This is a genomic window from Parazoarcus communis SWub3 = DSM 12120, assembly GCF_003226565.1.
GTDB classification, from domain to species: domain Bacteria; phylum Pseudomonadota; class Gammaproteobacteria; order Burkholderiales; family Rhodocyclaceae; genus Parazoarcus; species Parazoarcus communis.
Window position 1 is genome coordinate 205985 of the sequence record NZ_QKOE01000004.1, and the last position, 26578, is coordinate 232562.

Annotated in this window: 21 protein-coding genes; 16 read left to right on the forward strand and 5 right to left on the reverse strand. The window is 61.7% G+C overall.

Annotated elements, in window-relative coordinates:
* Positions 1–14 precede the first annotated feature (14 nt).
* Both flgM and flgA read right to left on the reverse strand, forming a co-directional pair.
* On the reverse strand, positions 15–320 hold the full coding sequence (gene flgM, locus DNK49_RS07995) for a flagellar biosynthesis anti-sigma factor FlgM (RefSeq protein ID WP_110523811.1): 306 nt from the start codon (positions 318–320) through the stop codon (positions 15–17).
* 90 nt (positions 321–410) lie between these two features.
* The gene (gene flgA / locus DNK49_RS08000) at positions 411–1121 is read right to left on the reverse strand and encodes a flagellar basal body P-ring formation chaperone FlgA (protein ID WP_110523812.1); all 711 of its coding nucleotides are present in this window, start codon (positions 1119–1121) and stop codon (positions 411–413) included.
* A gap of 247 nt (positions 1122–1368) precedes the next feature.
* On the opposite strand from flgA, the gene flgB reads away from it, so the two are divergent.
* The 16 genes from flgB (at position 1369) to DNK49_RS08080 (ending at position 23580) form a co-directional block, all read left to right on the forward strand.
* Positions 1369–1791, forward strand: coding sequence for a flagellar basal body rod protein FlgB (gene flgB, locus DNK49_RS08005; RefSeq protein ID WP_110523934.1), 423 nt, complete (start codon positions 1369–1371; stop codon positions 1789–1791).
* A 20-nt stretch (positions 1792–1811) separates the two neighbouring features.
* Positions 1812–2216, forward strand: a complete 405-nt coding sequence (gene flgC, locus DNK49_RS08010) for a flagellar basal body rod protein FlgC (protein ID WP_110523813.1) — start codon at positions 1812–1814, stop codon at positions 2214–2216.
* 38 nt (positions 2217–2254) lie between these two features.
* Positions 2255–2929, forward strand: a complete 675-nt coding sequence (locus tag DNK49_RS08015) for a flagellar hook assembly protein FlgD (protein ID WP_110523814.1) — start codon at positions 2255–2257, stop codon at positions 2927–2929.
* 15 nt (positions 2930–2944) lie between these two features.
* Positions 2945–4222, forward strand: a complete 1278-nt coding sequence (gene flgE, locus DNK49_RS08020) for a flagellar hook protein FlgE (RefSeq protein ID WP_110523815.1) — start codon at positions 2945–2947, stop codon at positions 4220–4222.
* Positions 4223–4265: 43 nt separating this feature from the next.
* A complete protein-coding gene (gene flgF / locus DNK49_RS08025; protein WP_110523816.1) occupies positions 4266–4994 on the forward strand; it encodes a flagellar basal-body rod protein FlgF in 729 nt (242 codons plus the stop codon).
* Between the two features lie 126 nt (positions 4995–5120).
* Positions 5121–5903, forward strand: a complete 783-nt coding sequence (gene flgG / locus DNK49_RS08030) for a flagellar basal-body rod protein FlgG (RefSeq protein WP_110523817.1) — start codon at positions 5121–5123, stop codon at positions 5901–5903.
* A 10-nt stretch (positions 5904–5913) separates the two neighbouring features.
* Positions 5914–6591, forward strand: coding sequence for a flagellar basal body L-ring protein FlgH (locus tag DNK49_RS08035; protein WP_110523818.1), 678 nt, complete (start codon positions 5914–5916; stop codon positions 6589–6591).
* Between the two features lie 11 nt (positions 6592–6602).
* On the forward strand, positions 6603–7712 hold the full coding sequence (locus DNK49_RS08040; RefSeq protein WP_110523819.1) for a flagellar basal body P-ring protein FlgI: 1110 nt from the start codon (positions 6603–6605) through the stop codon (positions 7710–7712).
* Positions 7713–7723: 11 nt separating this feature from the next.
* Positions 7724–8779, forward strand: coding sequence for a flagellar assembly peptidoglycan hydrolase FlgJ (flgJ, locus tag DNK49_RS08045; RefSeq protein ID WP_110523820.1), 1056 nt, complete (start codon positions 7724–7726; stop codon positions 8777–8779).
* 87 nt (positions 8780–8866) lie between these two features.
* Positions 8867–10834 carry a flagellar hook-associated protein FlgK gene (gene flgK, locus DNK49_RS08050; protein WP_110523821.1) on the forward strand — a complete coding sequence of 656 codons (1968 nt, stop codon included), beginning with the start codon at positions 8867–8869 and terminating at the stop codon, positions 10832–10834.
* A gap of 14 nt (positions 10835–10848) precedes the next feature.
* A complete protein-coding gene (flgL, locus tag DNK49_RS08055) occupies positions 10849–12039 on the forward strand; it encodes a flagellar hook-associated protein FlgL (RefSeq protein WP_110523822.1) in 1191 nt (396 codons plus the stop codon).
* 199 nt (positions 12040–12238) lie between these two features.
* Entirely contained in the window at positions 12239–15355 is a 3117-nt protein-coding gene (locus DNK49_RS08060) for an SPOR domain-containing protein (protein ID WP_110523823.1), read from the forward strand.
* A gap of 10 nt (positions 15356–15365) precedes the next feature.
* Positions 15366–16181 carry a hypothetical protein gene (locus DNK49_RS08065; RefSeq protein ID WP_110523824.1) on the forward strand — a complete coding sequence of 272 codons (816 nt, stop codon included), beginning with the start codon at positions 15366–15368 and terminating at the stop codon, positions 16179–16181.
* Between the two features lie 122 nt (positions 16182–16303).
* Positions 16304–20788 carry an O-linked N-acetylglucosamine transferase family protein gene (locus tag DNK49_RS08070; protein WP_110523825.1) on the forward strand — a complete coding sequence of 1495 codons (4485 nt, stop codon included), beginning with the start codon at positions 16304–16306 and terminating at the stop codon, positions 20786–20788.
* A 6-nt stretch (positions 20789–20794) separates the two neighbouring features.
* Entirely contained in the window at positions 20795–22903 is a 2109-nt protein-coding gene (locus tag DNK49_RS08075) for an O-linked N-acetylglucosamine transferase, SPINDLY family protein (RefSeq protein WP_110523826.1), read from the forward strand.
* Between the two features lie 65 nt (positions 22904–22968).
* Positions 22969–23580, forward strand: a complete 612-nt coding sequence (locus tag DNK49_RS08080; RefSeq protein ID WP_207806919.1) for a class I SAM-dependent methyltransferase — start codon at positions 22969–22971, stop codon at positions 23578–23580.
* 62 nt (positions 23581–23642) lie between these two features.
* Here DNK49_RS08080 and DNK49_RS08085 read toward each other — a convergent pair whose 3' ends face one another.
* The 3 genes from DNK49_RS08085 to DNK49_RS08095 all read right to left on the reverse strand — a co-directional run bounded on the left by DNK49_RS08085 (position 23643) and on the right by DNK49_RS08095 (position 26538).
* Entirely contained in the window at positions 23643–24632 is a 990-nt protein-coding gene (locus DNK49_RS08085) for a DUF4402 domain-containing protein (RefSeq protein ID WP_110523828.1), read from the reverse strand.
* Between the two features lie 105 nt (positions 24633–24737).
* On the reverse strand, positions 24738–25412 hold the full coding sequence (locus DNK49_RS08090; protein WP_110523829.1) for a hypothetical protein: 675 nt from the start codon (positions 25410–25412) through the stop codon (positions 24738–24740).
* Between the two features lie 241 nt (positions 25413–25653).
* Positions 25654–26538, reverse strand: a complete 885-nt coding sequence (locus DNK49_RS08095; protein WP_207806920.1) for a TylF/MycF/NovP-related O-methyltransferase — start codon at positions 26536–26538, stop codon at positions 25654–25656.
* Between the last annotated feature and the right edge of the window lie 40 nt (positions 26539–26578).

The following is a 26578-nucleotide window of genomic DNA, read 5'->3' on the forward strand; positions in this document are numbered from 1 at the left end:
TAGCGCGAAATTCCTCAGATGCGCGACGACTGGTTGTCGAGCATGTTGCGTACGCTGTCGATCAGGCCGTCGGCAATCCGGTTGGCGTCGATCTTGAAACGCCCCTCGCTGATGGCGGCCTTGATCTCGGCGACCCGTCCCGCGTCCACAACGGGGGTTTCCGCAATGGCGGCTTCTGCTTTTTGCAGGCTGGACGATAGCGCCGACAATTCGACTTTCTCCGATGCACTGCCTGACTTCGCGCTGACGGCGTCCGCCTTGGCGCGGCTTTCCGAGGGCTGGACGACGCCCATCGGTTTTCCGGTACTTTCGATCTTCATGATGAAGCTCCAGATAAATCTTGTCTGACAGGTACATCGGCTACTTTCCGCAAAACTTTAGCGGATTTTTTTGCTGCGATGCAAAAAGGCTCAGAAACGGATCTCGACATTGCCGTCGGTCGTCGCCGTACCGGTGATCACCTGCCCATTGGGCATGCGTACCCGTACCGCTTCACCCGGTGATGCGTTGTTGAGCGAGCGACCTTCCCCGGCCACCTGAAAGCCCTCGCCGCGGGTGATGACCCGGACATTCTGCCCTTGCCTGACCGCCGCGGGGATACGCAGCATGTCACCGCGCAAGGGGGTGCCCTGTGCGAGCGCAAACCGGGTGTGGTGCCCGCCCGCCTGAGTCAGGTCGGTCAGCGTGTTGTCGGGCAGGGTCGCGAGGTCGCCGTGGCGGAAGCTCAGGTCAGCCGGGCCAAGTACCTGTCCCGCACGGATGGGGCGTGCGGTGACCAGGTAGTCGGCCATGACAATGATCCTGGCCTGAAGGTAGATCGTCCAGGTGATTGGCGAGTCGCAGCGCACGCCGACGCTGACCGTGCCCCAGGCGCGTGTGCCTGCGGGCAGGAAGGCCTCCATCGACGCGCAGGCGGGAAGTTGATTGCGGGCGTCCAGCGGAGCAAGTTCGATGGCGACCTTACCCGGCAGGCCCGCCGTCTCGCGTTCAAGGAATGCACGGGCGGCGGATTCGACCGGATGGCTGGCTTGCTGGGCCAGACTCAGCGACGGGAGCAGGGCGAGCACGCTTGCCGCCAGTAGCGGCAGGAGTCGTGAGGCAGGTCTTGTTGATGCATTCATGGTCGGATTGCAGCACGTTGGTCCGGCATAGGCAACCGTTCGCTGCCGATGTTCCCCGGCAATAACTGCCGGCGGACGGGCGGTCCTTGCCGCACGAAGGGTGAATTGACCGGGCTTTTCCGCCTTTATCGGCAAAAGAGGCCGTGTTCTCGAGGGCTAGACTTGGTGGCATGGAAGGTGCGTTGTGCTTGTCGAGAGCAATCCTTGCGAGAGAAGCCAAATGCACGAACAAGAACGAGGTGAAGCCATGAGAACGCTGCTCGACAACCAGTTGCGTGTGCATCAGACCGCGTTGAACCTGCAGGCGCACCGGCAGCAGTTGCTGGCGTCCAATATCGCCAATGCGGACACCCCGCACTACAAGGCCAAGGATATCGACTTCCGCGAAGCGATGCGCGGTGCGCTGGGCAAGGGGGCGATGGGCGAGCGGCTGGGCCCACTTGCGCTGGCAACGACTCGACCCGCACATATCGCGGCCGGCGGCGATTCGCATCCGCTGGAGGCGTTTGCCAAGTACCGCACCGAGTTCCAGTCGGCGGTGGATGGCAACACGGTGAATATGGATGTGGAGCGTGCTGCCTTTGCCGAGAATGCGGTGAACTATGAGGCCAGCATCACCTTCATCAACGGTTTGCTGCGTGGCATGCAGACGGCCATCTCCGGTCAGTAACCGTGTCGGGAGCGTGAATCATGAGCATGTTCAACGTCTTCAATATCGCGGGTTCTGCGCTTAATGCGCAGTCGATGCGGCTCAATACCACCGCCTCCAACCTCGCCAACGCCGACAGCGTGATCGCGGAGGATGGCCAGCCCTATCGTGCCAAGCAGGTGGTGTTTGCCGCCAAGCCGGTCAATGGTCCGGCAGCGGTTGGCGTGCAGGTGACGCAGATCGTCGAGAGTGCGGCGCCGATGCGGATGGTGTTCGAGCCCAACAACCCGGCGGCCAACGAAGAGGGCTATGTCGAGATGCCCAATGTGAATGTGGTCGAGGAGATGGTGAACATGATCTCCGCATCACGCTCTTACCAGAACAACGCTGAAGTCATGAACACGGCACGAACCTTGCTGCAGCGTACCTTGCAGATCGGCCAGTAAGGCCAACCGGCAAACTTCGCCGCCCGCAGGAGATTGAAATGAGCACCGTCGGATCCACCAGTCAGACCACGCAGAGCGTCCTCGCCGGATTGCAACGCACCGAGTCGGTCAACAAAAAAAGTACCGATGATCAGAAGACCCAGTTTCTGACCTTGTTGACCACCCAGTTGCGCAACCAGGATCCGATGAACCCGATGGAAAACGCCGAGGTCACCTCGCAACTGGCTCAGATGAGTACGGTCGATGGCATCGAGCGCCTGAACGGTTTGTTCCAGTCTTTTGTCGATGGCCAGGCTTCGGCCGACGGAGTCAATGCCGCAGCCTTGCTTGGCCGGGGTGTGCTGGTCGAGGGTAAAGCCCTCAGCCTGACCGAAGCCGGCGCAGTGGGCGGACTGGAGATCGACGGACCGGCCGACAAGGTGACCCTGACCATACGCGACAGCTCGGGTATTGCCGTTGCCAATATCGAGATGAAGGATCTTGACGCGGGCAGTCACAACTTCGTCTGGGACGGTACCGCAGACGATGGCACGCGCGCGGCAGACGGGGTGTATTCGATCAGCGTCGCAGCGACCCTTGGCGGCGAGAAGGTAACCGGCAGGACGCTGCAGTTCGCGCCTGTCACCAGCATCATCCGCGGTCCCACCAGCACCGATGTGCAGGTCGGTTCGCTCGGTATTTTCAAGCTTTCAGACATCAAGCAGATTCTCTGATCCGGAGTAGCGATCATGGCATTCCAACAAGGCCTCAGTGGCCTGGCGTCTTCTTCCAAGGCACTCGACGTCATCTCCAATAACGTCGCCAATGCCAGCACTGCCGGTTTCAAGCAAAGCTCGGTCGTGTTTGCCGACGTGTATGCGTCGGCGCTGACGGGGGCCGTGTCCACCATCCAGATCGGCATTGGCAGCACGGTAAACGCGGTACGCCAGGCCTTCACCCAGGGCAATATCACCACGACCAACAATCCATTGGATATGGCCCTGAACGGTAATGGCTTTTTTGTCATTGCCCGTAATGACGGAACGACGGCGTATAGCCGGAATGGCCAGTTCGATGTCGATAACCAGGGTTACATCATCACGCCGCTGAACGAGCGACTGGTCGGCTATCAGCGTGATGAGGCGACGGGCTTGATTCCGGCGTCTGGTGGCAGCATCGGGCCGCTGCTCATTCCTCAGAACGAGATCCAGCCCCGGGCAACGACCGATGTCGAGATCGCCGGCGCCAATCTCAACGCAGACGATGTCAATCCGGCTAACCGGGTACCGCCAGGGCCGGGCACCTTCAGCCAGACCGATCCTGACTCCTACAATGCGACCACGTCGATCGATGTGTTCGACAGTCTTGGACAGAAGCACGCATTATCGCTTTACTGGGTGCGAACCACGGCGACCGCGAATAACGAATGGACGGTCTACGCAAGTCTTGATGGTGATCCTGCGACCCAGCTCATCGATTCCGCTACGAACGCGCCGGGCACGCTGCAGTTCAGCAATCTCGGATTGTTGTCTTCAGGTACGTCGAACTTCACCTTCGAGCGGACGCTCACGACCGGTGCTGCCGACCTGTCGATGAATATCGATCTCGACAAGATGACCCAGTTCGGTTCGCCGTTCTCGGTGACCGATGTCAGCCAGGATGGCTTTACCTCTGGTCAGATTGCCGGTATCGCGATCAGCCAGGCCGGCATCATCCAGGGCAGATACACCAACGGTCAGACCCAGGATCTGGGGCAGGTGGCGCTGGTGACCTTTCGCAGTCCGAACGGGCTGACCTCGCTGGGTAACAACCTTTGGGCGGCATCGCCGGATTCCGGCCCGGCCGTACTGGGACGCCCGGGCACGGGTCTGAACGGGGTGATTTCCGCTGGCCAGATCGAAGAGTCCAACGTCGACCTGACGCAGGAGTTGGTGCAGATGATCATCCAGCAGCGCAACTACCAGGCCAATGCGCAATCCATCCGCACCCAGGACCAGATCCTGCAGACCCTGGTCAACCTCAGGTAAGACCTGAACACGGGTCGTTCGCGACCCGTTAGGAGACATCATCATGGATCGCCTGATCTACACCGCGATGACCGGCGCGCGCAGCACCATGGACCAGCAGGCCGCGGTGGCGCACAACCTGGCCAATGCCACGTCTACCGGCTTCCGCACCGAGATGCACAAGCTGCGTGCGGTCGAGATCCAGACCGAGGCTTCGCGCACCCGCGCTTTTGTTGTCGATGCCAGTGTGGCGACCGATTTTTCGCCGGGTCCGCTGCAATACACCGCGCGCCCCTACGATGTCGCGGTGGAAGGCAAGGGCTGGTTGAGCGTGCAGATGCCCGATGGTACCGAGGCCTACACTCGTGATGGCAGCCTGGAAGTCAGCCCCAATGGGGTGTTGCAGACCCGCAGCGGCCTGCCGATCGTTGGCGATGGCGGCCCGGTCACCTTGCCGCCGGACAGCGAGATTGTCATTGGCAAGGACGGTTCGATCTCTGCTCTGCAGAACGGGCTGGTCAATGTGGTGGCACAACTGAAGCTGGTGAACCCGCCCGAGGCCGATCTGGTGCGCGGCGATGATGGTCTGTTTCGCCTGCAGCAGGGTGGAGTGGCACCGGTCGATGAGAACGTGCGCGTCGCCGGCGGCTACCTGGAAGGCAGCAATGTGAACGTGGTCGACCAGATGGTGACGATGATCTCGCTTGCCCGCCAGTTCGAGATGCAGACCCGCATGCTGCAGACCGCCGAACAGAACGATCGTGCGGCAACCCAGGTGTTGGCGGCACGATGACCGGCAAACGCGATTAGCACGGTTTTTGCACTGTTAATCGCAGGATGGCCGGATGCACGGCCAGCGTAAGCTGACACCATCGAAAGCGGCAAATGCTGCCGCCCGCAACGCTAAGAGGACTTCATCATGATCCGCTCACTGTGGACCGCCCGTACCGGGCTGGATGCCCAGCAGACCTCGCTGGACGTGATTTCCAACAACCTTGCCAACGTCTCCACCAACGGCTTCAAGCGGCAGCGGGCGATTTTCGAGGACCTGCTGTACCAGACCATGCGTCAGCCGGGTGCGCAGAACACCCAGCAGAATCAGATCTCCAGTGGTCTGCAGATTGGTACGGGTGTCAAGCCGGTGGCCACCGAGCGCATCTTCACCCAGGGCAACCTGCAGCAGACCGGGGGCTCGCTTGACCTGGGCATGCAGGGTAACGGCTTCTTCCAGGTTGCGATGCCGGATGGCTCCACCGCTTATACCCGCGACGGCGCCTTTCAGCTGGACAACCAGGGCAATGTGGTGACCGCCAGTGGTTATCCGCTGGCCGACAACATCAACATTCCGGCTGATGCGATTTCGATCACCGTGGGCAAGGATGGCACGGTCAGCGTGTTGCAGCCCAATGCAGTCAATCCGGTGCAGATCGGCGCGATCCAGGTCGCAACCTTCATCAACCCGGGCGGGCTGCAGAGTGCGGGTGAGAACCTGTTCTACGAAACCGCTTCCAGCGGCGTGGCGACGCCCACCCAGCCGGGTACCAATGGGGCGGGGGTGATCAACCAGGGTTATGTCGAGACCTCCAACGTCAACGTTGCCGAAGAACTGGTCAGCATGATCGTCACCCAGCGTGCGTACGAGCTCAATTCGCGGGCGATCTCGACCTCGGACCAGATGCTGGGCCGGCTGACCCAGCTCTAAGGGGATCATCATGAGAGCCCTTGCCTTGCTCGCGCTGCTGGCCTTGAGCGGCTGCGCGTCGATGTATGCCACACCGCCGACCCAGGTGCATCAGCCAACCTCGATCCGGCCCGAGCCAAGACCGCAATATGTGACGCCCGGTGGCAGCATCTACCAGGCCAGCATGGCGCGGCCGCTGTTCGAAGACCGGCGCGCGCGCAATGTCGGCGACATCATCACCATCAACCTGGTCGAGCGCAACACGGCCCAGAAAAGTGCAAATGCCTCTGCCGCGAAAGGCTCCAGCCTGGGGGGCAGCGTCAGCCTGACTGCGCCCAATATTCCATCAGTGGCGACGTCCAAGCTCAACGGATTGGGTGCGGATATCGGTGTTGATTCGGATTTCTCGGGCTCGGGCGCCGCTGCGGCCAACAACGTGTTCAACGGTACCATCACGGTCACCGTGATTGACGTCTATCCCAATGGCAATCTGCTGGTGTCGGGTGAAAAAATGGTGGCAATCAACCAGGGGAACGAGTTCATCCGCTTCTCGGGTGTCATCAATCCGACGACGGTGACGGCCAGCAACACGGTGCAGTCCACCCAGGTCGCGGATGCGCGTATTGAATACCGCGGTAGTGGTTTCATCGACGAGTCGAACACCATGGGCTGGCTGCAGCGCTTCTTCGTCGCCTTCCTGCCGTTCTGAGGGGCTTCATCATGTTCTCCTGTCATCGCCTGATTGCCACTGCCATCACCGCCTGCTTGCTGGCGGTGTTGCCGGTCAACGCGGCTGAACGGATCAAGGATCTGGCCTCGATTGCCGGCGTGCGCGACAACCAACTGGTTGGTTACGGCCTGGTGGTGGGCCTGGATGGATCGGGTGACCAGACCACTCAGACACCCTTCACGGTGCAGAGCATCATCAACATGCTCGGCAACATGGGGGTGACCTTGCCGCCGGGCACCAACCTGCAGCTGAAGAACGTGGCTGCCGTCATGGTGACCGCCACCTTGCCACCCTTCGCACGACCGGGGCAGGCGCTGGACATTACCGTGTCGTCGATGGGCAATGCCAAGAGTCTGCGCGGCGGTACGCTGGTGATGACGCCGTTGAAGGGGGCCGATGGTCAGATCTACGCGATTGCCCAGGGCAATATGGTCGTGGGCGGTGCTGGAGCCCAGGCCGGTGGCGCAGCACAGACCATCAACCACCTGTCGGCCGGTCGGATTCCGAACGGTGCCATCGTCGAGCGGGCGGTACCTTCGGCATTGGGGCAGGGCGACTACATCGTGCTTGAGCTCAAGGACACCGATTTCGGCACCGCCAAGCGGGTGGTGGATGCGATCAACCTCACCTCGCCGGGTGCTGCAGAGGCGATCGATGGCCGCAGCATCCAGGTACGGGCGCCAATCGATGCCAACTCCCGCGTGGCTTTCCTCGGGCGTATCGAGAATCTCGAAGTCACGCCGATGCAACAGGTCGCAAAAGTCATTGTCAACTCGCGCACCGGCTCGGTGGTCATGAACCAGAAGGTGTCCTTGCAGGATTGCGCGGTGGCGCATGGCAGCCTGACCGTGACGGTCAATAACCAGACCCAGGTCAATCAGCCGCCGCCGCTGTCCGGTGGCCAGACGGTGGTGTCGCGTGCCGGGCTGGTCAATATCGACCAGGAGGGCGGGGCGCTGATGAACATCCGCGGCGGCACCAATCTGGCTGATGTGGTGAAGGCGCTCAATGCGCTTGGCGCCAACCCGATGGATCTGGTCAGCATCCTTCAGGCAATGAAATCAGCCGGCGCCCTGCGTGCCGAGCTCGAGGTGATCTGAGGCTGCCGATCATGAATCCGGGAGTGCAGCTCAACGCTTTCGACCCGAATTCGCTGGGCGATCTCAAGCGCCTGGCGCGTACCGACGGCCAGTCGGACGAGACCCTGCGTGCTGCTGCCAAGCAGTTCGAGGCGATGTTCATGCAGATGGTCATGAAGTCGATGCGGGCGGCCACGCCGGCCAGTCCCTTGACCGACAACGAGCAGAGCAAGATGTATCAGAGCCTGCTCGATCAGCAACTGGCCCTGAACATGAGCCAGGCCAAGGGCACCGGGTTGTCGGAAACCATCTTCCGGCAACTCGGTGGCGGACGCAGTGCTCCAGGATCCGGTCCGAACGAGGACGGCAGTTTTCCGCTCGACAATGTTCCCCGTATTGCCGCGGCGGCGCGCGTGCACGGAGCGTCGTCTGCTGAAGCGAAGATGGATGACACGATGGCGGACGCAGCGCCGGGTGTGGCCCGCATGCTGGCCAATGGCGCACTGGTGCCCGGGCAGCGGGATGCCCTGTCGATCAGCGAGTCGGCGGCAATGGCGGCAAAGCTTGCCGATGCCATCCGTGGCGCGCGTGAGGCCGGTGGAACCGCTTCGCAGCGGGCGCGGGAGTTCGTTGCCGAGGTCTGGCCGCACGCGGTCGAAGCCAGTCGCAAGACCGGTATTCCGCCGCAGTTCATGGTGGCTCAGGCCGCGCTTGAAACCGGATGGGGTGAAAAGCAGCTCCGCACCGCGTCCGGCGCGCCAACGCACAACCTGTTCAACATCAAGGCCGGTAGCAGCTGGACGGGCAGGGTGACCACCGTGGCGACCACCGAGTATGCAGGCGGGCGGCCTTATACCGAACAGGCGCGTTTCCGCGCCTATGGCTCGTATGCAGAATCGTTTGCCGACTACGCCAGGCTGCTGTCCACCAGCCCGCGTTACGAGGCCGTGCTCGGCCAGACCGATGCCGCCAAGTTTGCCCGCGGCCTGCAGACCGCCGGCTATGCGACCGACCCCATGTATGCCGACAAGCTGACCCGCATCATCGGCGGTGCAACCCTGAAGAGCGCATTGGCCACTTCCGGCTGATACCGCGAAGCGGCTGAATTTGCCGGTTTTTCAGTTGGCAAGCTTATTGCTGTTACTGGATAAAACCGAGAGATTCAGGGGAACATCATGGCGGGCTTGCTCAGCATCGGACTGACCGGACTCAACGCTGCGCAGAATCAGTTGTCGACGGCCAGTCACAACATCACCAATGCGAACACTGCAGGATTTCACCGGCAGTATGTGGTTCAGACCACGCAGGATCCGATGTTTACCGGTGCCGGTTTCTTTGGCAACGGGACCCGTATCGCATCGGTCAATCGCGCCTACGATCAGTTCCTGGAGAATCAGGTCGCGGTCGCTGACAATCGCCGTGCCCAGTACAGCGCCTACAACGCCCAGATCAGCCAGATCAACAATCTGCTGGCCGACCCTTCGTCGGGTCTGAGCACGGCCATGGACGGCTTTTTTGCCGGCGTGCAGGAGGTCGCGGCAAATCCGACCAGTATTGCCGCCCGTCAGGCACTGATCTCCAGCGGCGAAGCCCTGGTGACTCGTTTTCAGGCGCTGGACAGCCGTCTCAGCGAGATTCGCCAAGGAGTCGAAACCGAGATCGCTTCGACCGTGGGCCTGATCAATGCCTACGCCGGCGCGATTGCCGAGATGAACCAGCGCATCACCATCGCGCAGTCGGCCGGGGCCGGTGTCCCGGCAAATGATCTTCTGGATCAACGTGGGCAGCTTGTGGCTGAGCTGAATCAGTTGATCCGCGTCACCACCACTACCCAGGCAGACGGGTCGCTGTCGGTGTTTGTCGGTTCGGGTCAGAATCTGGTGTCCGGCAATACCACCAGCACGCTGGCTGCAGTACCCAGCGCGGAGGACCCTACCCGTTCATCGATCGCGCTGGTCTCCGCCAACGGCAACCAGATCGTGTTGCCCGAGCGTCTGCTGACCGGTGGCCAGCTTGCTGGTCTGCTGGAGTTTCGCAGTGGTTCGCTTGATGCGACGCAGAACCGCATTGGCCTGATTGCGGCCACGATCGCTTCGGCCTTCAATGAGCAACACAAGCTTGGGGTGGATCTCGACGGCGTGCTGGGGCAGGACTTCTTCCGTCTGCCGACCCCGCGGATGATTCCGTCGGGCGCTGCCGACGTGCAACTGGACAGCGCCAATATCGGTGCGTTGACCGATAGCGACTACCAGCTCGCATACGATGGCACCAATTACACCCTGACCAACCTCAATTCCAAGGCCAGTGTCGTGGTCGGCGCAGGCGCCACGGTGTCCTTCGAGGGACTGACGCTGACGACTCCGGCAACGGCAAGTCTTGCCGCCGGCGAAAGCGCCCTGATCCAGCCGACCCGGTTCATGGCACGTGACATTGCGATGGGTATTTCCGATACCCGCAAGGTCGCTGCCGGCAATCCGGTGTCGAGCAACACGCCTACCACCAATGCGGGCAACGGCAAGGTGTCGGACATCGTCATCAACGACGTCTCGGGCATGGTGAGCGCCCCCTCGACAACGCCGAACTTCGGCGCCATCACGCTGACCTTCGATAGCGCGACCAACAGTTTCTCGGTCAATCCGGCCGCAGACTTTGTCCTCAGCCCGGCCAGCTACAACCCGTCCACCGAGAGCGTGGGCAAGACCTTTACCTTGACCGGCACGACTGCACCAGCCTTGTTCGAGTTCGAGTTCACGATCTCCGGCAGCCCGGCCAACGGCGACACCTTCACGCTTCAACCCACTGAAAAGGGCGTGGCCGACAACCGCAATGCCACCCTGCTGGGGGCACTGCAGACTGCCAAGCTGCTGTTCGATAGCGGAACGGGCGGCACGGCCACCCTGGGTACCGCCTATTCGCAGATGGTCAGCACCATCGGCAATCAGGCGCGTACGGCCCAGGTCAACGAAGCCACGCAAAAGGCTTTGCTCAGCCAAGCCACCGATGCCCGTGACTCCTTGTCCGGGGTGAACCTCGATGAAGAGGCCGCCAACCTGGTGCGCTACCAGCAAGCGTATCAGGCCGCCGGCCGGGTGATGTCCATTGCTCAACGCCTGTTCGACGAAGTCCTGTCGATCGGCCGCTAATCAGGGAGACGATCATGCGTATCTCGACCAACATGATCTACGAGAAGGGCACTTCTGCGATCCAGCAGCAGTGGCAGACACTGACCCACCTTGGCCAGCAGGTGTCCACCGGTCGCCGGGTGCTTACGCCGGCCGACGATCCGATTGCCGCTGCCCGTGCGCTCGACCTGACCCAGTCGCGCGGCATCAATGCCCAGTTTGCCACCAATCAGAACTACGCCAACGACAACCTGAAGTTGCTGGAGAACAAGCTCAGCGGGGCCGGCGACATCCTGCAGTACGCGCGCGAGCGTGCCGTACAGGCGGGTAACGCGACCATGACGCCAAAGGATCTGGGCTACATCGCCACCGACATGCGGGCGCAGTTCGAGGCCTTGCTGGCGCTGGCCAATACCCAGGATGCCAACAACGAATACCTGTTCGCCGGCTACAAGTCGCAGACCAAGCCTTTTGAAGGGAATATTGCCGGCATCAGCTACCAGGGCGATCAGGGCGGGCGCACCATGCAGGTGTCCAACTCGCGCTTCATGCCGATCAGCCTGGCCGGTACTGATGTTTTCGACAACACCCGTCAGCTCGCGGGCTCGCTGTACAACTTCAACAACACCGAGAACACCGGTACCGGCTCGCTGACCCTGGCCTTCAACCCCGCCCAGCCTGCGGCGGGCGACACCGGCCGCCGCTACGACATCACATACAACGGCGCCACCTATGACGTGGTCGAGTACCAGCCGGGTGGCCTGGATGCCATTCCGGTTGCGTCCGGCCTGACCGGCCCGACGCTGAGCTTCAATGGCCTGGAGGTCAACGTTGGGGGCGCTCCCGCGGCAGGGGATTCGTTCGAGGTCATCGTTGCCTCCAAGAACGTCTTCGAGAACTTCGCCATCTTCATCGATACGCTGGAAAACCCGGGTGCCGGCGGCGCCAGCAGCGGCGTGGCTTTTGCGCTGGAGAACCTTGACTACGGCATCGAGAACGTCCTGAAGGTACGCGCCCAGATCGGCTCGCAGATGGTGGAAATCGAGCAACTGCAGTCCGTCGGCAGCGATCTTGACCTGCAGTACGCCAGCACGCTGTCGCGTCTGCAGGATGTCGACTATGCCGAGGCGATCTCCAACCTGACACAGCAGCAGACCTACCTGCAGGCGGCGCAGCAGTCCTTCCTGCGGATTACGGGTCTGTCCCTGTTCAACTTCCTGCAGTAGTTGGTTTTCCGCCGATATTCGCACAGGCGTTTTTTTCACGCCTGTGCGTCGTGATTGGTGTGCCGATCAATTGGGGTCGTAAACCACCTTTTTTCTGCCCCTTGCATTTGCACCCTCGCTAGCACAATGCATTCAAGCGAGGAAGGGTCTGCGCTGGTGTCTTGATTGCCATCCACTGGAGCAGCCCAGGAGAACCAACATGAATTCACTGTATCGGCGTGGGACTGCATTCTGCGGCCAGGGACGCATCTCTTCACGTTTGCGCCTGGCGCTTTGCTGCGCGCTGGCGTGTGCTTCCTTCACTGCTACGCCAGCGCATTCCGCCGTGTTCAGTGAGGATGATCTGCTGCTGCTGGACGTCATGCTCGAACGCCAGCGCCTGGCAACATCCATTACGGCATACAACCACAACGGCGCGCTGCTGGTTTCCCTTGCGGAGATGGGGGGGGCGCTGGAGTTCCCAATCGACGTCAATGTGGCGGCTGGACGTGCAAGCGGTTATTTCATCAATCCGCAGCGCCGGTTTGAATTGAGTCTTTCGACGTCTTCCGTCGAAGTCGATGGAAAACGGTTCTCTTACTCTGCGGATGAGGTCGTTGTTCAAGGCGATTCCATTTTCGTCGCCATCACAACGCTGGCACGCTGGTTTCCGGTTGATTTTGAACTGCAGATGCGCAGCCTCTCCATTGCGGTGGCGCCGCGTGAATCCTTGCCGGTTCAGGCCCGTGAGCAAAGGCGCAGGGAGGCGGGCCAGATCAGCATGGTCGGGCCTGCGACCCTGCCGCCTGTGAACAATGACTATCGTCTGTTGGGCCCTCACGCGCTGGATCTTGGCGTGGGCTATTCGATCCGTCGCAATCAGCGGGGTGATCAACCCACAACCGGGCTGACCTATTCCGCGCTATTGGCCGGCGATGTTGCCTACATGGATTCCAGAATCTACCTTGGCGGTGACAAAAACGACGCGCTGACGAATTTCCGGGCCAGCCTTTCACGCAGCGACCTGAACGGGCCCTTGGGGCTGCGATACGTCGAGATCGGCGACATCCTGCCGCCTCAGGTTTCGGGTGTCGTGGGTGGCAGTGTTGAACGGGGCCTGCTGATTCAAGGCGGGGGTTCTGCGACCGGCCGGGACGACCTCATCGATGGCGACCAGATCCGTATTGCCGGTGATGCGCTTGAGGGTTGGGATGTCGAACTGTTCCAGAATGGCATGCGGATCGGCTTTCAGACGGTAGGGCTGAATGGCCGCTACAGTTTCGAGAACATTGAGCCGCTTGCCGGCGAGAACGACTTCGAACTGGTGTTTTACGGTCCGAACGGTGAGCAGCGGCGGGAGAAGGTGACGCGCTACAGCGGCCTGACACCTGACCAGCCTGGCAGTGTGAGATATCAGTTTTCGGTGTCGCAAAAAGGGCAGCAACTCTATGACCCGCAGGAAGACGACTATCTGAATCAGCAGCAGGATCTGATCAGCAATCGCGGATCGTTGCGTATGGCGGCGGGGGTGGATGTCCGCGTGCTGTCGCGCTTGTCCTTGCGTGCCGCGTGGAACAGCGTGGAGGTCAACGACAAGCGGCTCAACTATTACACCCTGGGTGCGAGGGCGGGGCTGGGGCCGAGCACCTTCGGGATCGATGCCACACGCGACCCCTATGGCGGCACCCGTTGGGATGCGTCGTTGCAGCTCCCTGCCGGGCTGGATATCTGGGGCTTTGACACCCGCTTTGTGCATAGCCAGTATCTGAATTTCGTCCCCGAAGATGAGAATGACACCGAGCAGCTGAATCTGAACAGCCGTACGGGTGTGACCATCACCGGACCGATCGGCCCTGTCGCAACCCGGTTCTCGGCGTTTCACAACCGAGCGTCGGACTACAGCTACAACGTCTACACCGCGGGGTTCACCAGCCATCTGAAAGGCGTGCACTTTGGCAGCAACCTGAACTACGAACAGTTTGGCAAGGATTCCAGTGGATTCCGGGAAGAAGACCGGGTGACGGGCAACGTCTTCTTCACCAGCCGGTCGGGGCCGATCTCTTTGCGCGGTGGTGCGAACTACACGATCAGCCCGGTCAGCGAATTCAATCGCTACTACATCGACAGCAACCTGCGCGTCGCGCGTGACATGTCGATGACCTTCGGCCTGAGTTACGACCCTTTGCGCGAGATCACGCGCTACACCGCCGGTCTGAACTGGCATATGCCGCAGGTCATTCTCAGCCCAAGGTTGAACTACGATAGTGATGGGGAGTACAGCGGCTTCCTGTATGCAACCCTGTCCATGGGGCCGCGTCCCGACCGCACCGGTGTCATGTTCAGCAGCCGCTCGCTCGCCAATAATGGGGCGGTGATGGCTCGGGTATTCCTGGACAAGGATGGAAATGGCGTTTTCTCGTCCGGGGATCAAGTCCTGCAAGGCGTCAAGGTGCTTGCGCCGCAGGCCGGTAGAACCGCTACAACGGATGCCGAAGGGGTGGCACAGCTGACCGCGCTGTCGGCGGATCGACCCACAGACATCATGATCGACCCGGCATCCTTGCCGTCGACCTCGATGGTCGCGGCACATGGGGGCAACTCGGTGCAGGCCCGGGCGACGACGACGACCCTGGTCGACTTCCCGATCATGCTCACCGGCGAAATCGAGGGGCGTGTCCTGTCTCAGCGCAACGGTGGACGCGCGCCGATGGCAGGTGCCCTGGTGGAGTTACTGGATCCACAAGGGCAGGTCGTGGCATTCAAGGCCAGTGCCCACGACGGCTTCTTCGTGTTTGAAGGCGTCCCGTTCGGCAACTATACGGTGACGCTCGGCGGTACGCGGCGCACGCAGGTAGAGGCAAAACGTGTATCCCTCAGTGAGACGCGGTCGGACCTCCGGGGGGTGGACCTGCTCGTGCGTGATGTGGCCAGTGCGGCTCCGCCGGCCGCCTCGATACAGCCTGTTTCGGCCCCGCCAGTGCCGCCAGTGGCAGTGGTTCCACCCTTGCCGTCACCTCAGGCCAGCGTCAGGCCTGCCGTCCAGGAGCCTGTCCGGGTCCCGACTCAGCCTGCCGCGCCGCGTGCGGGTAGCGATGGCCGTCTGGTTCAGCTTGGTGCATTCAGTAGCGCGGAGAACGCCCAGACCGAGCTCAATCGTCTGGTCGGTCGTGGTGTCCTGCAAGCGAATCAGGCGACCATTCTGGCAAGCGATTCGACAGAGCGCGGCATTCTGCACCGCATCGTGCTGTCGCCCGGATCGGGCTCTGCAGAGTCGGCTTGCCGGACCATCAAGGTGCGTGGCGGCGCTTGCATCAGCATCGATCCCAAGGTGCTGTGAGGAGAAAACCATGGAACTCCGATTCGGGAACACACAGCATCAATGCGCAAGCCTGTCGCTTGCCGTCGGTATCGTGGTGCTGGCGGTGTCGCCGGCCTGTGCCAGTCAGGCCAACGAAGAGGGGGTGCTGGATGGTGCCTCGGTCTACATGCAGGACTATCTTTCTGATCGGCGTCGTGTGGGCTCGCTGGTTGGCAGCATCGTGGGGGGGGCCTTGACGGCACACCCGGTCGGTCCTGTGATTGGTAGCCTGGTCGGCTTCCTGATCGGCAAGAGTTCGATGTACGAGAAAGTCGACGAGCAGAAGGCCAGCGTTGTCAGCGCGGTGGACCCACGGCGTGCAATCGTGCCGCCGGGTGGGTTGCCTGCGGCCTCGGTGTCCTTCGATCCCGGGGCTGGCAGCTCGATCAGTTTTGCACCGGAGGTGCCCGTCACCCTCCCGGTGGAGGCAGCGCCACGACTTGCGACGCCTGCAGCGCCCCCAATGCAGGCGGCACCAATGCCGCAAGCCCGTCAGCCTGCACCATCCGTTGCCGTGCATCAGCCAGTATTGGCACCGTCGCCAGCCTCTCTACCCGAGATGGCCCCCGCGGTGCCTGCCCAAGTGCCTGCCTCGTCGCCCCGTGTAACCCTTGCCCAGCCAGCGCCGGCGGCGCCTGCCGCTGCAGAGCCAGTGCCGCAGGTGTTCGCCCCGACTCCTGTTCAACCCGCTTTGCCGCGGCCCGCGATGAACCGGGAGCAGATTGCCTCCCTCTGCAGTGGTGGGTCCCAGGGGCCTGTTGATCCCCGTCTGCGCAATGTCTGTTTTTATTTTCGTGGTAATTGAAGGCGTTTGACGCGAATGACGCTCATGCTCCTCTTCTTCCGCAGGCAAGATGGCGGCCAGTCCGTTCCGGCGTCCGCCGCGGAGAGGTCGTCCCCTGACATTCTTGTGAAAGCACTCAAACCATGATGGCAACGATTTCTGCTTCCAGTGCGATGGTCGAGTCCTTTCGCCAGGCTGTCTCGCATCACCAGGCAGGGCGCCTGGCCGAGGCCGAGAGCGCTTATCGCGACTTGCTGTCCAGTTGGCCCGGTCATCCAGGTGCCAGTCATAACCTGGGTTTGCTGCTGCTTGGCAAGGGGCTGCGGGAAGAGGGGCTTGCATTGTTGAGTGCGGCTTTCGACGGCGATCGACAGGTGGTGCAGTATGGTCTGAGCTATCTGGACGCCTTGCTGCATTTCGGTGATGTCGTGCGTGCGGCAGCCGTGCTGGCTGAGGCACGGGTGCGCGGTGTCGATGCCTCAGCCCTGGCGCCCAGGGCCGATCGCTTGCAGCAGTTGCAATCGCCCACCCCACAGTGGCCCACTGCAGAAGAGACCCAGCGCCTGGTCGAGTTGTTCAACGCCGGACAGCATGGAGCGCTTGAGGCCCATGCTCGCACATTGACCGAGTGCTATCCGGGTTTTGCCACTGGCTGGAAGGCGCTGGGCCTGGCACTGCACGCGCTGGAGCGGCATGATGAGGCTGCGGAGGCGCTGCGGCGCTGTACGGAGCTCAGTCCGGATGATGCCGAGGCACACAACAATCTTGGTGCCGTGTTGCAGGCCGGCCGTCGTTTTCCGGAGGCAGAGGCGTGTTTTCGCCGTGCGCTGATCCTGCAGCCTGGTTTCGCCGGTGCGCAACGCAATCTGGCTGTTGCCCTGCGTGACCAGGGGCGCCATGCCGAAGCTGAAACCTGCTTGCGCAGCCTGCTCCAGGCCCATTCCGGTGATGCACTTCTGCATAGCAACCTGGGTTTGCTGTTTGCCGTGCAAGGCAGAATGCCGGAGGCGGAGGTCTGCTATCGGAAGGCGCTTGAAATCAAACCCGATTTTGCCGAGTGTATTGCCCAACTGGCAGATGTCCATCGCGAGCTGGGCAGGCTCACCGAGGCGGAGTCGGGCTTTAATCGGGCGCTGGCACTGGATCCGGCGCTGCCTGCAGCGTTCGAAGGCCTTGCCAATCTGGCGCTGGCCAGTGGGCAGCCAGGGCGGGCCGTGGAGGCCTACTCGCGGGCAATCGAGCTGGCACCGAACCGTCTGACTGCACATAGCAGCTTGTTGTTTGCGCTGAATTACGCCAGTGGCGCATATTCGGTCGAGGCGCTGACGATCGCGAGCGCCTACGGCGAGCGTCTTGCCACGCAGGTGCGACAGCGCTACGCGGCCTGGCTTTGTACTGCACAGCCCGCGCGACTCCGTGTAGGTTTCGTATCTGGCGACTTGCGGCAGCATCCGGTCGGATTCTTCCTGGAAGGGATTCTCCCGTTGCTGGATCGCGATCGTTTCGAGCTCATCGCCTTTCCTACCGTCGATACGTCTGACCTGTTGACGGAGCAGTTGCGCGCGAGCTTTGCTGCCTGGTGTCCCATCACCCGTCTGAGTGACGATGAGGCTGCGGCGCAGATTCACGCCTACGGCGTGCATCTGCTGATCGATCTGTCGGGTCATACCGCCCATCAACGTCTGGGGGTGTTTGCCCGTCGGCCTGCGCCTGTACAACTGAGTTGGCCAGGCTACTTTGCAACGACAGGGGTTGCGGAGATCGACTGGTTCCTCGCTGATGAGGTCACTGTCCCGTCCGAGTCACGACGCTATTTTGTGGAGCAGGTCTGGTACTTGCCGGAGACTCGTTTGTGCTTTACCCCGCCGATCGATGCCCCGGCGGTTTCCCCCCTGCCCATGTCCAGCCGGCCTGGGCCGACGCTGGGGTGTTTCCAGAACCTGAACAAGGTGACCGACGACGTGTTGCGACTCTGGGCGCGGGTGCTGCAGGCGCTACCGGCGGCACGCCTGCGCCTGCAGTCGCACCAACTGCGGGAGGCCGAGGGTGTCGAGCGTATCCGGGTTCGTCTGTCGTCCTGCGGGATTGATCTGGACCGGGTCAGTCTTCACCCTGCCACCTCGCGCCTCGCATATCTGGCCGCGCATGCCGAAGTCGATTTCATCCTCGACACCTTCCCTTATACCGGCGGTACGACCAGCTGCGAAGCGTTATGGATGGGGGTGCCGACGCTGACCTTGCGCGGTGAGACACTGATCGCACGGCAGGGGGCGAGCATCATGCAGGCCGCAGGATTGAGTGCGTGGGTGGCTGACAACCCGGATGACTATGTCGCCCGAGCGGTCCGTCTTGCTGCCGATCACATTGCGCTCGCACATCTGCGTGCAGGTATGCGGGCGCGTCTCGTGCAATGTGCCCTGTTCGATACGCCGCGGTTTACCCGGCAGCTGGAGGATGCGCTGTGGGGAATGTGGCGCGAGGCGGGCTCGATCGCAAGGGTCCCGGGTTGCGAGCCACCCGTACTCGAATCATTGCAGGACGCGACGCCGTCCGAACGGGACGACCATTACGATACCCAGCAGCTGGTCGAACTGTTCAAGGCGGACAAGCACGAGGCTTTGGTTGCCCATGCTCGAGCGCTGACGCAACGGCAGCCTGGACATGGTCTGGCCTGGAAAGTGATGGGTGTGGCCTTGAGGACGCTCGGGCGGCTGGATGAGGCGCTTGCCGCAATGGAGCAGGCGGTCGAGCGCCTGCCTGAAGATGTCGAGGCGCGTGGCAATCTGGGACTGGTGCTGTTCGACCTCGGACGCCATGCGCAGGCGGCAGAATGCCAGCGACAGGCGCTTGCACTGGATCCGGCAGATCCCGACTCCATCGTCAATCTGGTCGCGGCCTTGTTTGCGCAGGGGCAGTTGGACGAAGCCCTGCAGGTCCTGCAGGATGGCGATCAGCGGATCCCGCGCAATTTCCAGATCAATCTGCGCCTGGCTGAGGTGTTCTGGCGACAGAACAGATTGTCCGAGGCCGAGACCCATCTGAAGATGGCCAGCGAGCTCAGTCTTAATGACCCGGAGGCACATTTCAAGCTGGGAACCTTGCTCTATGAGCAGCGACGCCATGGCGAAGCCGAACGGGTCTTGCGTTATGTGCTCACCTTGAAACCCGATCACGCCCGCGCGCATGGCAACCTTGGGCTCATTCAGCAGGTGCAACACCGCTATGAGGCAGCGGAGCAACATTTCCGTGATGCGCTCGCGCTTGAGCCGGAGCTGGCTGCACTGCACAGCAATCTTGGTAGTGCATTGCTCAAGCAGGGACGCCTCATCGAGGCGCTGGCGTGCTTCCGACAAGCGCTGGTTTTGCGGCCTGACTGGGCGGTCGTGCATAGCAACATTCTGTTTACGCTCAACTACGTCGCAGAGGACTCACCGCAGACGCTGCTCGAGGAGGCAAAAGCCTTCGGTTGCCGCATTGCGGTGCCGGAAGCGCGCCGTCATGCGGACTGGCGGGTACAGGCCGAGCCGGCACGGTTGCGTGTCGGCTTTGTATCCGGCGATCTGTGCCAGCACCCGGTGGGCTACTTTCTCGAGGGTATCCTGCCGGCGCTCGATCGCAGCCGGCTGGAGCTGATTGCGTATCCGACCGGGGATCGCAGCGATGTCCTGACCGAGCAGCTGAAGGCCAGTTTCTCGGCCTGGCACCCTTTGAATGAACTGGATGACGATGCAGCCGCTGCCCGGATTCGCGATGATGGCGTGCATGTGTTGATCGATCTGTCGGGTCATACCGCCCTGAACCGGCTTGAGGTGTTTGCGCGCAAGCCCGCGCCGGTACAGGTCAGCTGGCCGGGCTATTTCGCAACGACCGGTGTTGCCGAGATGGACTGGTTCATTGCCGACAGGGTGACCGTGCCGGAAACCCATCAAGGCTATTTCACCGAGCGGATCTGGTATCTGCCGGATACCCGCTTGTGCTTCACGCCGCCCGTCGATGCGCCGCCCGTTGCGCCTTTACCCATGCTGCGGAAAGGAGCCCCTGTCCTCGGGTGTTTCCAGAATCTGACCAAGGTCAGCGACGCGGTATTGCGACTCTGGGCCAGGGTGCTCGATGCCGTTCCCCAGGCGACATTGCGATTCCAGGCGCTGCAGTTGTCCGAGCCCGCGGGCCAGGCAAAGCTTCATGATCGCTTGCTGGCTTGCGGGATCGAGCCGTCACGGGTCGAAATGCATCCCTCGTCGTCCCGTCGTGACTATCTGGTTGCGCATGCTGAGGTTGATCTCATCCTCGATACCTTCCCCTTCACCGGCGGCACCACCACTTGTGAAGCCTTGTGGATGGGGGTACCGACCCTGACCCTGGCTGGTGACACGCTGATTGCCCGGCAGGGTGCGAGCATCATGCAGGCTGCCGGCTTGAGCGACTGGGTGCTTGAGTCCCACGATGCCTATGTCGAACGTGCGGTGGCCCTGCTGGCCGCGCCCGCCGAACTTGCCAGCTTGCGAAGCGGTCTGCGCGAACGCCTGTTGCGTACCGCTTTGTTTGATACCCCGCGCTTTGCCCGCCACCTTGAAGAGGTCCTGTGGGGCATGTGGCGGCATTTCACCTTCTCCGAGATCAAGGAGTAATCCCAGATGTCCTCTTCCGAATTTGTTACCGCGCTTCAGGGGCGCGGCCCCACTGCCGCCGATGATCAGGCGCTGATTGCGCTGTTCTCGGCTGGCAACATGCAGGCCTTGCTCGAGCAAGCCGGTGCTTGGGTGATGGCCCATCCGGGCTATGCGTTTGGCTGGAAGGCACAGGGGCTGGCCTTGCTGAATCTGCAGCGTCCGGATGAGGCTGCGCAGGCCCTGCGCCGGGCGCTCGATCTGCAGCCTGACGATGCCGAAGGCTGGGCGAATCTCGGCATCCTGCTACAGGAAAGCGGCAAGCTGCCCGAAGCGGAAGACGCGCTCAGACGGGCACTTGCCGTCGATTCGCAACTGGCCGCAGCGCACGGCGCACTCGGCGTGCTGTTGTCGCGTGAGGGACGGGATGATGAGGCAGAAGCCGTCCTGCGCCAGGCGTTGTCACTGCAGCCCCAGTTGCCGAGGGTCAATGGCGCCTTGGGCGAGATCCTGGCGCGCCGGGGGCAGTTTGCCGATGCCGAACAAAGCTTCAAGCAGGAGTTGGCGCTGGAACCGGGTAATCCGGCGTTGATCAACCAGATTGGCCGTCTGATCCTGCGGCAGCGGCGACTGGGCGATGCGGTGGCAGTATTCCGCTACCTTGTCGAGCTTGCACCGGACTTTGTCGAGGGGCACAACAACCTGGGCGTCGTGCTTCAGCAGGCTGGCCATCTGACGGGGGCGGAAGAGGCTTTTCGCAACGCGCTGTCCTTGCGTGCCGACAGTGCGGAGATCTACAGCAACCTCGGTAACGTATTGCAGCGCCAGGGACGTTTCATCGAGGCACAAAGTGCTTACCGGCGTGCGTTGGCACTGAACCCAAGGTTCTACGACGCCCACAGTAATCTGGTGGGCGCGATGAACGAATGCGAAAACGTGACCCCGCAGATGCGACTCAACGAAGCCCTGCGGTATGGCGAGAATCTTGCGCGCAATGTCGCTCACCGTTACTCGGAGTGGATCTGTCCGGAACAGCCTGTCCGCCTGCGGGTCGGCCTGGTGTCCGGTGACCTGCGTACCCATCCGGTGGCCTATTTCACGTTGGGGGTGTTGCGCGCGCTGGATCGATCCCGTGTGGAGGTCTTTGCCTACCCCAGTACGCTCGAGGCCGATGCAATGACAGCGGAGATCAGGGCTGCATGCGACCACTGGACACCGATCGCGGGATTGTCTGATCAGGCCGCAGCAGATCGGATCCATGCCGATGGCGTTCATGTGCTGATCGACATGTCCGGACACACGGCGGACAACCGCCTGCCGGTGTTCGCGTCACGCCCGGCACCGGTACAACTGAGCTGGCCGGGCTATTTTGCGACAACCGGGGTAGCGGAAATCGACTGGTTCCTGGCCGATGCGATCAGTGTTCCGCCTCAGCAGGCAGGCCAGTTTGTCGAGCGTATTCATTACCTGCCTGATACCCGTTTGTGCTTCACCCCGCCGCCGCAGGCCCCCGATGTTGTGCCGCCTCCACTGCTGCAACGTGGACGGCCGACATTCGGCTGTTTCCAGAACCTGTCCAAGCTCAATGATGCCGTGCTGAGCCTGTGGGCGAGGGTGCTGGTGGCCGTGCCGCAGTCCCGCTTGCGTGTCCAGAGCCGTCAACTTGACGAACCGGAGAGCCGTCAGCGTCTGATGCAGCGGATGCAGGCCTGTGGCCTGGACCTTGCGAATGTCGATCTGTATGGCGGCCTGAGCCGGGAGGACTATCTGGCTGCGTATGCCGAAGTAGACGTGGTATTGGACACCTTTCCCTACACCGGCGGCACGACGACCTGTGAGGCGCTGTGGATGGGGGTGCCGACCCTCACCGTCGTGGGCGACTCGCTGATTGCCCGTCAGGGTGCCAGTCTGATGTCGGCAGCCGGCTTGCCCGAATGGGTCTGCGAGACCGCCGATGACTACGTCGCCAAGGCGGTGGAAGTGGTTTCGGACCCTGGACATCTGGCGGAACTGCGCGCGGGTTTGCGGGCGCGGGTGAGCGCCTCGGCACTGTGCGATGCACCGCGCTTTGCCCGCCAACTCGAAGCAGCATTGTGGAGCATGTGGTCGCAACGCGATGCCGTTGGCAAGCGTTGAGCCCTCGTTTGGCGGTAATGGGTGGACCTGAACTTGATATGGACGGCTGACGCCGGACGGGAGACATGATGAGCAATACCAAGACATTCCTGCATGTGGGCTGCGGGCCCCAACGCAAGGCGGGTACGACCCGGGGCTTCAACACCGACGAATGGGTTGAACTGCGTCTGGATATCGATGAATCGGTCTCGCCAGATATTGTCGGCACCATGACCGATATGTCGGCGGTGCCCAGTGAGTCCGTGGACGCGGTCTTTTCCAGTCATAACATCGAGCATCTCTATGCGCACGAGGTGCCCGTCGCGCTGGCCGAGTTCATGCGGGTATTGAAACCGGACGGCATCGCCGTGATCACCTGCCCGGACCTGCGTTCGGTCTGCGCACTGGTCGCCGAGAACAAGCTCATCGAAGCCGCTTATGTGTCGCCTGCGGGGCCCATCACGCCGCTCGACATGCTCTATGGGCTGCGTTCCTCGATGGCACAGGGCAATCTGTTCATGGCCCACCGCTGCGGATTTACCGAAGATGTACTGAGCGGAACCCTGTATGGCGCCGGGTTCAAGATTGTTGCCACGATCAGCCGGCCGGCTGCCTTCGACCTTTGGGCAGTGGCCAGCAAGAGTCCGCGCAGCGAGGCCGAAATGCGCGACCTGGCAGCCATGCATTTTGTCCGCTGAGCTTCCTTGGAGCGCGATTCTCGAACCGGGTTGCCAGTCGTTTTGGCAGCCCGCTTTACCCTTCAGTAGCTGACGGTCAGGGTATAGCTGCCCCGGTATTCTCCATCCGCATAGCCTTGGCTGGTGGTTTCGGTTTCGAGGCTGGCGCCGACCGAGATCGACAGCGCACCCAGTGCATTGGTCTGTGCCGGTGAGGCGGGAAAGGTGGTGAAGTCCTTGACCACGAAGCGCGCGCTGGCCAGGCCGAGCGTGGTATGGGTCATGAAGATGCTGCCTGTCTGTACGTTGATGTTGATCGACGTATTGGGCGCCGCACTACTGAGCTGAAACTTGCCAGCCTGGGCACCGGTGAGCGCCAGCAGGCGTGCGCCGCCGGTGCTGACGCTGCTCAGGCTGCCATTGGGGCTGAGCGTGAGGCGAGCGGTGCCGCCCGCCGTGGGGAAGGCCGCAACCGTACCGAACGAGAGCGCCTGCTCTTCGGTCAGGGTCAGGGTAGATTGCACTTGCGCTGAGACATCCAGTTGCTCGATGAAGGTCAGGAATCCGCCTTCACTTTCCGACCAGTACGAAACACGCAATTGCGCACCACCCGTGTAAGGCGCATCGCCATAGGGTGTTCCACTGCCGCTACTTTGCAGGCGTGCGCCGAGTTTTAGCTCGGCTTCTCCAGTCAGGTTGCTGACCAGCGTCTCCGGGTGTTCCCATGCGGTCACCCGAAAAAATTCCGGCAGGCCAAAGCCGCCCTCGCTGAGTTGGGCGTCATCGATCTCGAAGCGCAGGATCACGCCGGGGGGGAAGCCGCTGAGGCGATACTCGCCTCGCGCTGCGCCCGAAATCGCGATCATCTCGCCGGAGCTTGTCAGTCCTCCCGCAGGGGACAAGCGGAGTGCAGATACGGTGGCGTTGTGACGAATTGCAAACAGGCCGAAATTCAGGGGAGTCACCGTTTCGATGGCCGGCGCTGCAAGCAACAGGTGCGGATACAAGCACACAGCGGCCAGCAGGCTTGCTAGTGCTGAGCGGGTGTAATGGGCGCTGAGTATCCGAAGCATGGAAGCCCGTGGTGTTTGACAGTAGGAGTGATAATACCGTCTGGAAAAAAAACAGGCAGGGGATTGTCCCCTGCCTGCTGAGCTTGAAGCTGGCGAAACGCGAACTTAGTAAGCTGCAGTGACTTCGAAGCTGCCGGTGTAGGTGGCGTCTTCGTACGCAATCCGCGAGCCACCGGCAACGTCGGTAACCAGGGTCGCGCCGATACCGAACGAGATGCTGGTCTGACCGAAGGCCGGGGTGATGGTGCATACGTTGCTTGAGCTGCAGTTGCCGCTGGTCGAGCCACCACTTGCTGCACCGGCACGGAAGTTACCCAGGTAGAAGCGAGCTGCCAGGGGGTCGCCGAGGCGCACTTCCACCGCGTTGGACGAACCCTGCTCGGCGAGAAGCTGGGCAACACTGCCTGCAATGGTGCCAGTTGCTTCGAGAGAAGCAAATGTTGCGGTGGGCAGCGTGATCTTCACCGGGGTCGTGCCGCCGACGGCGACGCTACCACGGGCTGCCTGCTGGCCACCTAGCGTCAGCAGCGTGAGGGTGGTCGCGCCCGAGCCCTGGACCGTGCCGTAGGTGCCGGCAGGTGCCAGATCGACATACTTGTATGCGGATGCTGCAGCCGCAGTCGCGAAAAGGGTACCAAGGTTCAGATCCTGAACCTTGGTCACGGTCAGGGTGTTTTGCACCGTGGCAGTGACGTCGAACGTGGTCTGGGCAGAAACACCACCCGCCACACCGAGGATGGCGACGGCAGCCGCAGCCTTGGGAAGGATGTTGGAACTCATGTGAATCTCCTGATTTAGTCAAGTGGTACTGCTAACAACGGCCGGCGTAAAACAATCTTGACCAACCCCGATGCCGTTACCATCAGGCTTACCTGCCTTCTCGCTCATCCCCGGTTCCTGTGGTCGGAAGGGGCCGGGAAACACTTCTGGGCAATAAGGAAGACCCTTGGTATGCAGGTGAACGGCGTCGCTACAACAAACTTTAGCCTTATTTACGGGCGGCGATGAATTTCTTGCAAGTTCAGCGTTTACGCCAGAAAACAGACATTTCGTCGATGCGCACCAGCTCGTCCTGGATGCCGTGGTGGCGGCGGAAGTCGGTGATGGCCTGTTCGCACTGCGGAAGTGCGTTGTAGTCATCCACAATGACGAATCCGCCCGGCGAGAGCTTGTGATACAGGGCATTGAGGGCATCCATCGTCGATTCGTACAGGTCGCCATCCAGGCGCAATACGGCAAGCTTGTCGATATCGGCTGTCGGCAGGGTGTCCTTGAACCAGCCCTTGAGGAACATGACCTGCTCGTCCAGCAACTCGTAGCGCTCGAACAATTCCCTGACTTCTTCCTCACTCACGGCAAGATAGGGCATGACATCGGCGGACAGATCCCAGTTTTCATCTTCTGGCAAGGAGGGCTTGGGCAGGCCCTCGAAAGAGTCGGCGACCCAGACCTTGCGGTCATGGATGTTGTGCGCCTGCAGGAAACCCCGCATGAAGATCGTGCTGCCGCCCTTCCAGACGCCGGTCTCGATGAAGTCGCCGGGAATCCGGTCGGCAAGGACCGCATTCATGCAGTCGTGCAGGTTGTCCATGCGGGCACGACCAATCATGGAGTGGGCGACAAAGGCGAAGTTTCTGGCTGCAACCAGTTCGGAAGAGGTGCCATCGGCGGTGTTGGTTCGAATCTGTATCCAGCCACCACCCCGGCGCATTTCCTGCACTCTTGCGTACAGCTCACCGTGGCGGGCGTTCAGAAATTCACGTGCCATCTCATCCAGCGTGGTCTGGCGTGGGAACAGTAACTGCATCAACAGCCCGAGGATGCGGGCCTCGTTCTCCAGGTAAAGTTCATTGAGCAGGCTCTTCTTGAGCAGGGACAGGTAACGTTCGGTCATTGCAGTCGACATGGTGGAGCCTCTTTGCACTAGGACGATCGGTTTAAGGGAA

Coding starts and splice junctions, on each gene's coding strand:
- flgM (WP_110523811.1), bottom strand. CDS start 320: ATGAAGATCGAAAGTACCGGAAAACCGATGGGCGTCGTCCAGCCCTCG.
- flgA (WP_110523812.1), bottom strand. CDS start 1,121: ATGAATGCATCAACAAGACCTGCCTCACGACTCCTGCCGCTACTGGCG.
- flgB (WP_110523934.1), top strand. CDS start 1,369: ATGAGAACGCTGCTCGACAACCAGTTGCGTGTGCATCAGACCGCGTTG.
- flgC (WP_110523813.1), top strand. CDS start 1,812: ATGAGCATGTTCAACGTCTTCAATATCGCGGGTTCTGCGCTTAATGCG.
- DNK49_RS08015 (WP_110523814.1), top strand. CDS start 2,255: ATGAGCACCGTCGGATCCACCAGTCAGACCACGCAGAGCGTCCTCGCC.
- flgE (WP_110523815.1), top strand. CDS start 2,945: ATGGCATTCCAACAAGGCCTCAGTGGCCTGGCGTCTTCTTCCAAGGCA.
- flgF (WP_110523816.1), top strand. CDS start 4,266: ATGGATCGCCTGATCTACACCGCGATGACCGGCGCGCGCAGCACCATG.
- flgG (WP_110523817.1), top strand. CDS start 5,121: ATGATCCGCTCACTGTGGACCGCCCGTACCGGGCTGGATGCCCAGCAG.
- DNK49_RS08035 (WP_110523818.1), top strand. CDS start 5,914: ATGAGAGCCCTTGCCTTGCTCGCGCTGCTGGCCTTGAGCGGCTGCGCG.
- DNK49_RS08040 (WP_110523819.1), top strand. CDS start 6,603: ATGTTCTCCTGTCATCGCCTGATTGCCACTGCCATCACCGCCTGCTTG.
- flgJ (WP_110523820.1), top strand. CDS start 7,724: ATGAATCCGGGAGTGCAGCTCAACGCTTTCGACCCGAATTCGCTGGGC.
- flgK (WP_110523821.1), top strand. CDS start 8,867: ATGGCGGGCTTGCTCAGCATCGGACTGACCGGACTCAACGCTGCGCAG.
- flgL (WP_110523822.1), top strand. CDS start 10,849: ATGCGTATCTCGACCAACATGATCTACGAGAAGGGCACTTCTGCGATC.
- DNK49_RS08060 (WP_110523823.1), top strand. CDS start 12,239: ATGAATTCACTGTATCGGCGTGGGACTGCATTCTGCGGCCAGGGACGC.
- DNK49_RS08065 (WP_110523824.1), top strand. CDS start 15,366: ATGGAACTCCGATTCGGGAACACACAGCATCAATGCGCAAGCCTGTCG.
- DNK49_RS08070 (WP_110523825.1), top strand. CDS start 16,304: ATGATGGCAACGATTTCTGCTTCCAGTGCGATGGTCGAGTCCTTTCGC.
- DNK49_RS08075 (WP_110523826.1), top strand. CDS start 20,795: ATGTCCTCTTCCGAATTTGTTACCGCGCTTCAGGGGCGCGGCCCCACT.
- DNK49_RS08080 (WP_207806919.1), top strand. CDS start 22,969: ATGATGAGCAATACCAAGACATTCCTGCATGTGGGCTGCGGGCCCCAA.
- DNK49_RS08085 (WP_110523828.1), bottom strand. CDS start 24,632: ATGCTTCGGATACTCAGCGCCCATTACACCCGCTCAGCACTAGCAAGC.
- DNK49_RS08090 (WP_110523829.1), bottom strand. CDS start 25,412: ATGAGTTCCAACATCCTTCCCAAGGCTGCGGCTGCCGTCGCCATCCTC.
- DNK49_RS08095 (WP_207806920.1), bottom strand. CDS start 26,538: ATGTCGACTGCAATGACCGAACGTTACCTGTCCCTGCTCAAGAAGAGC.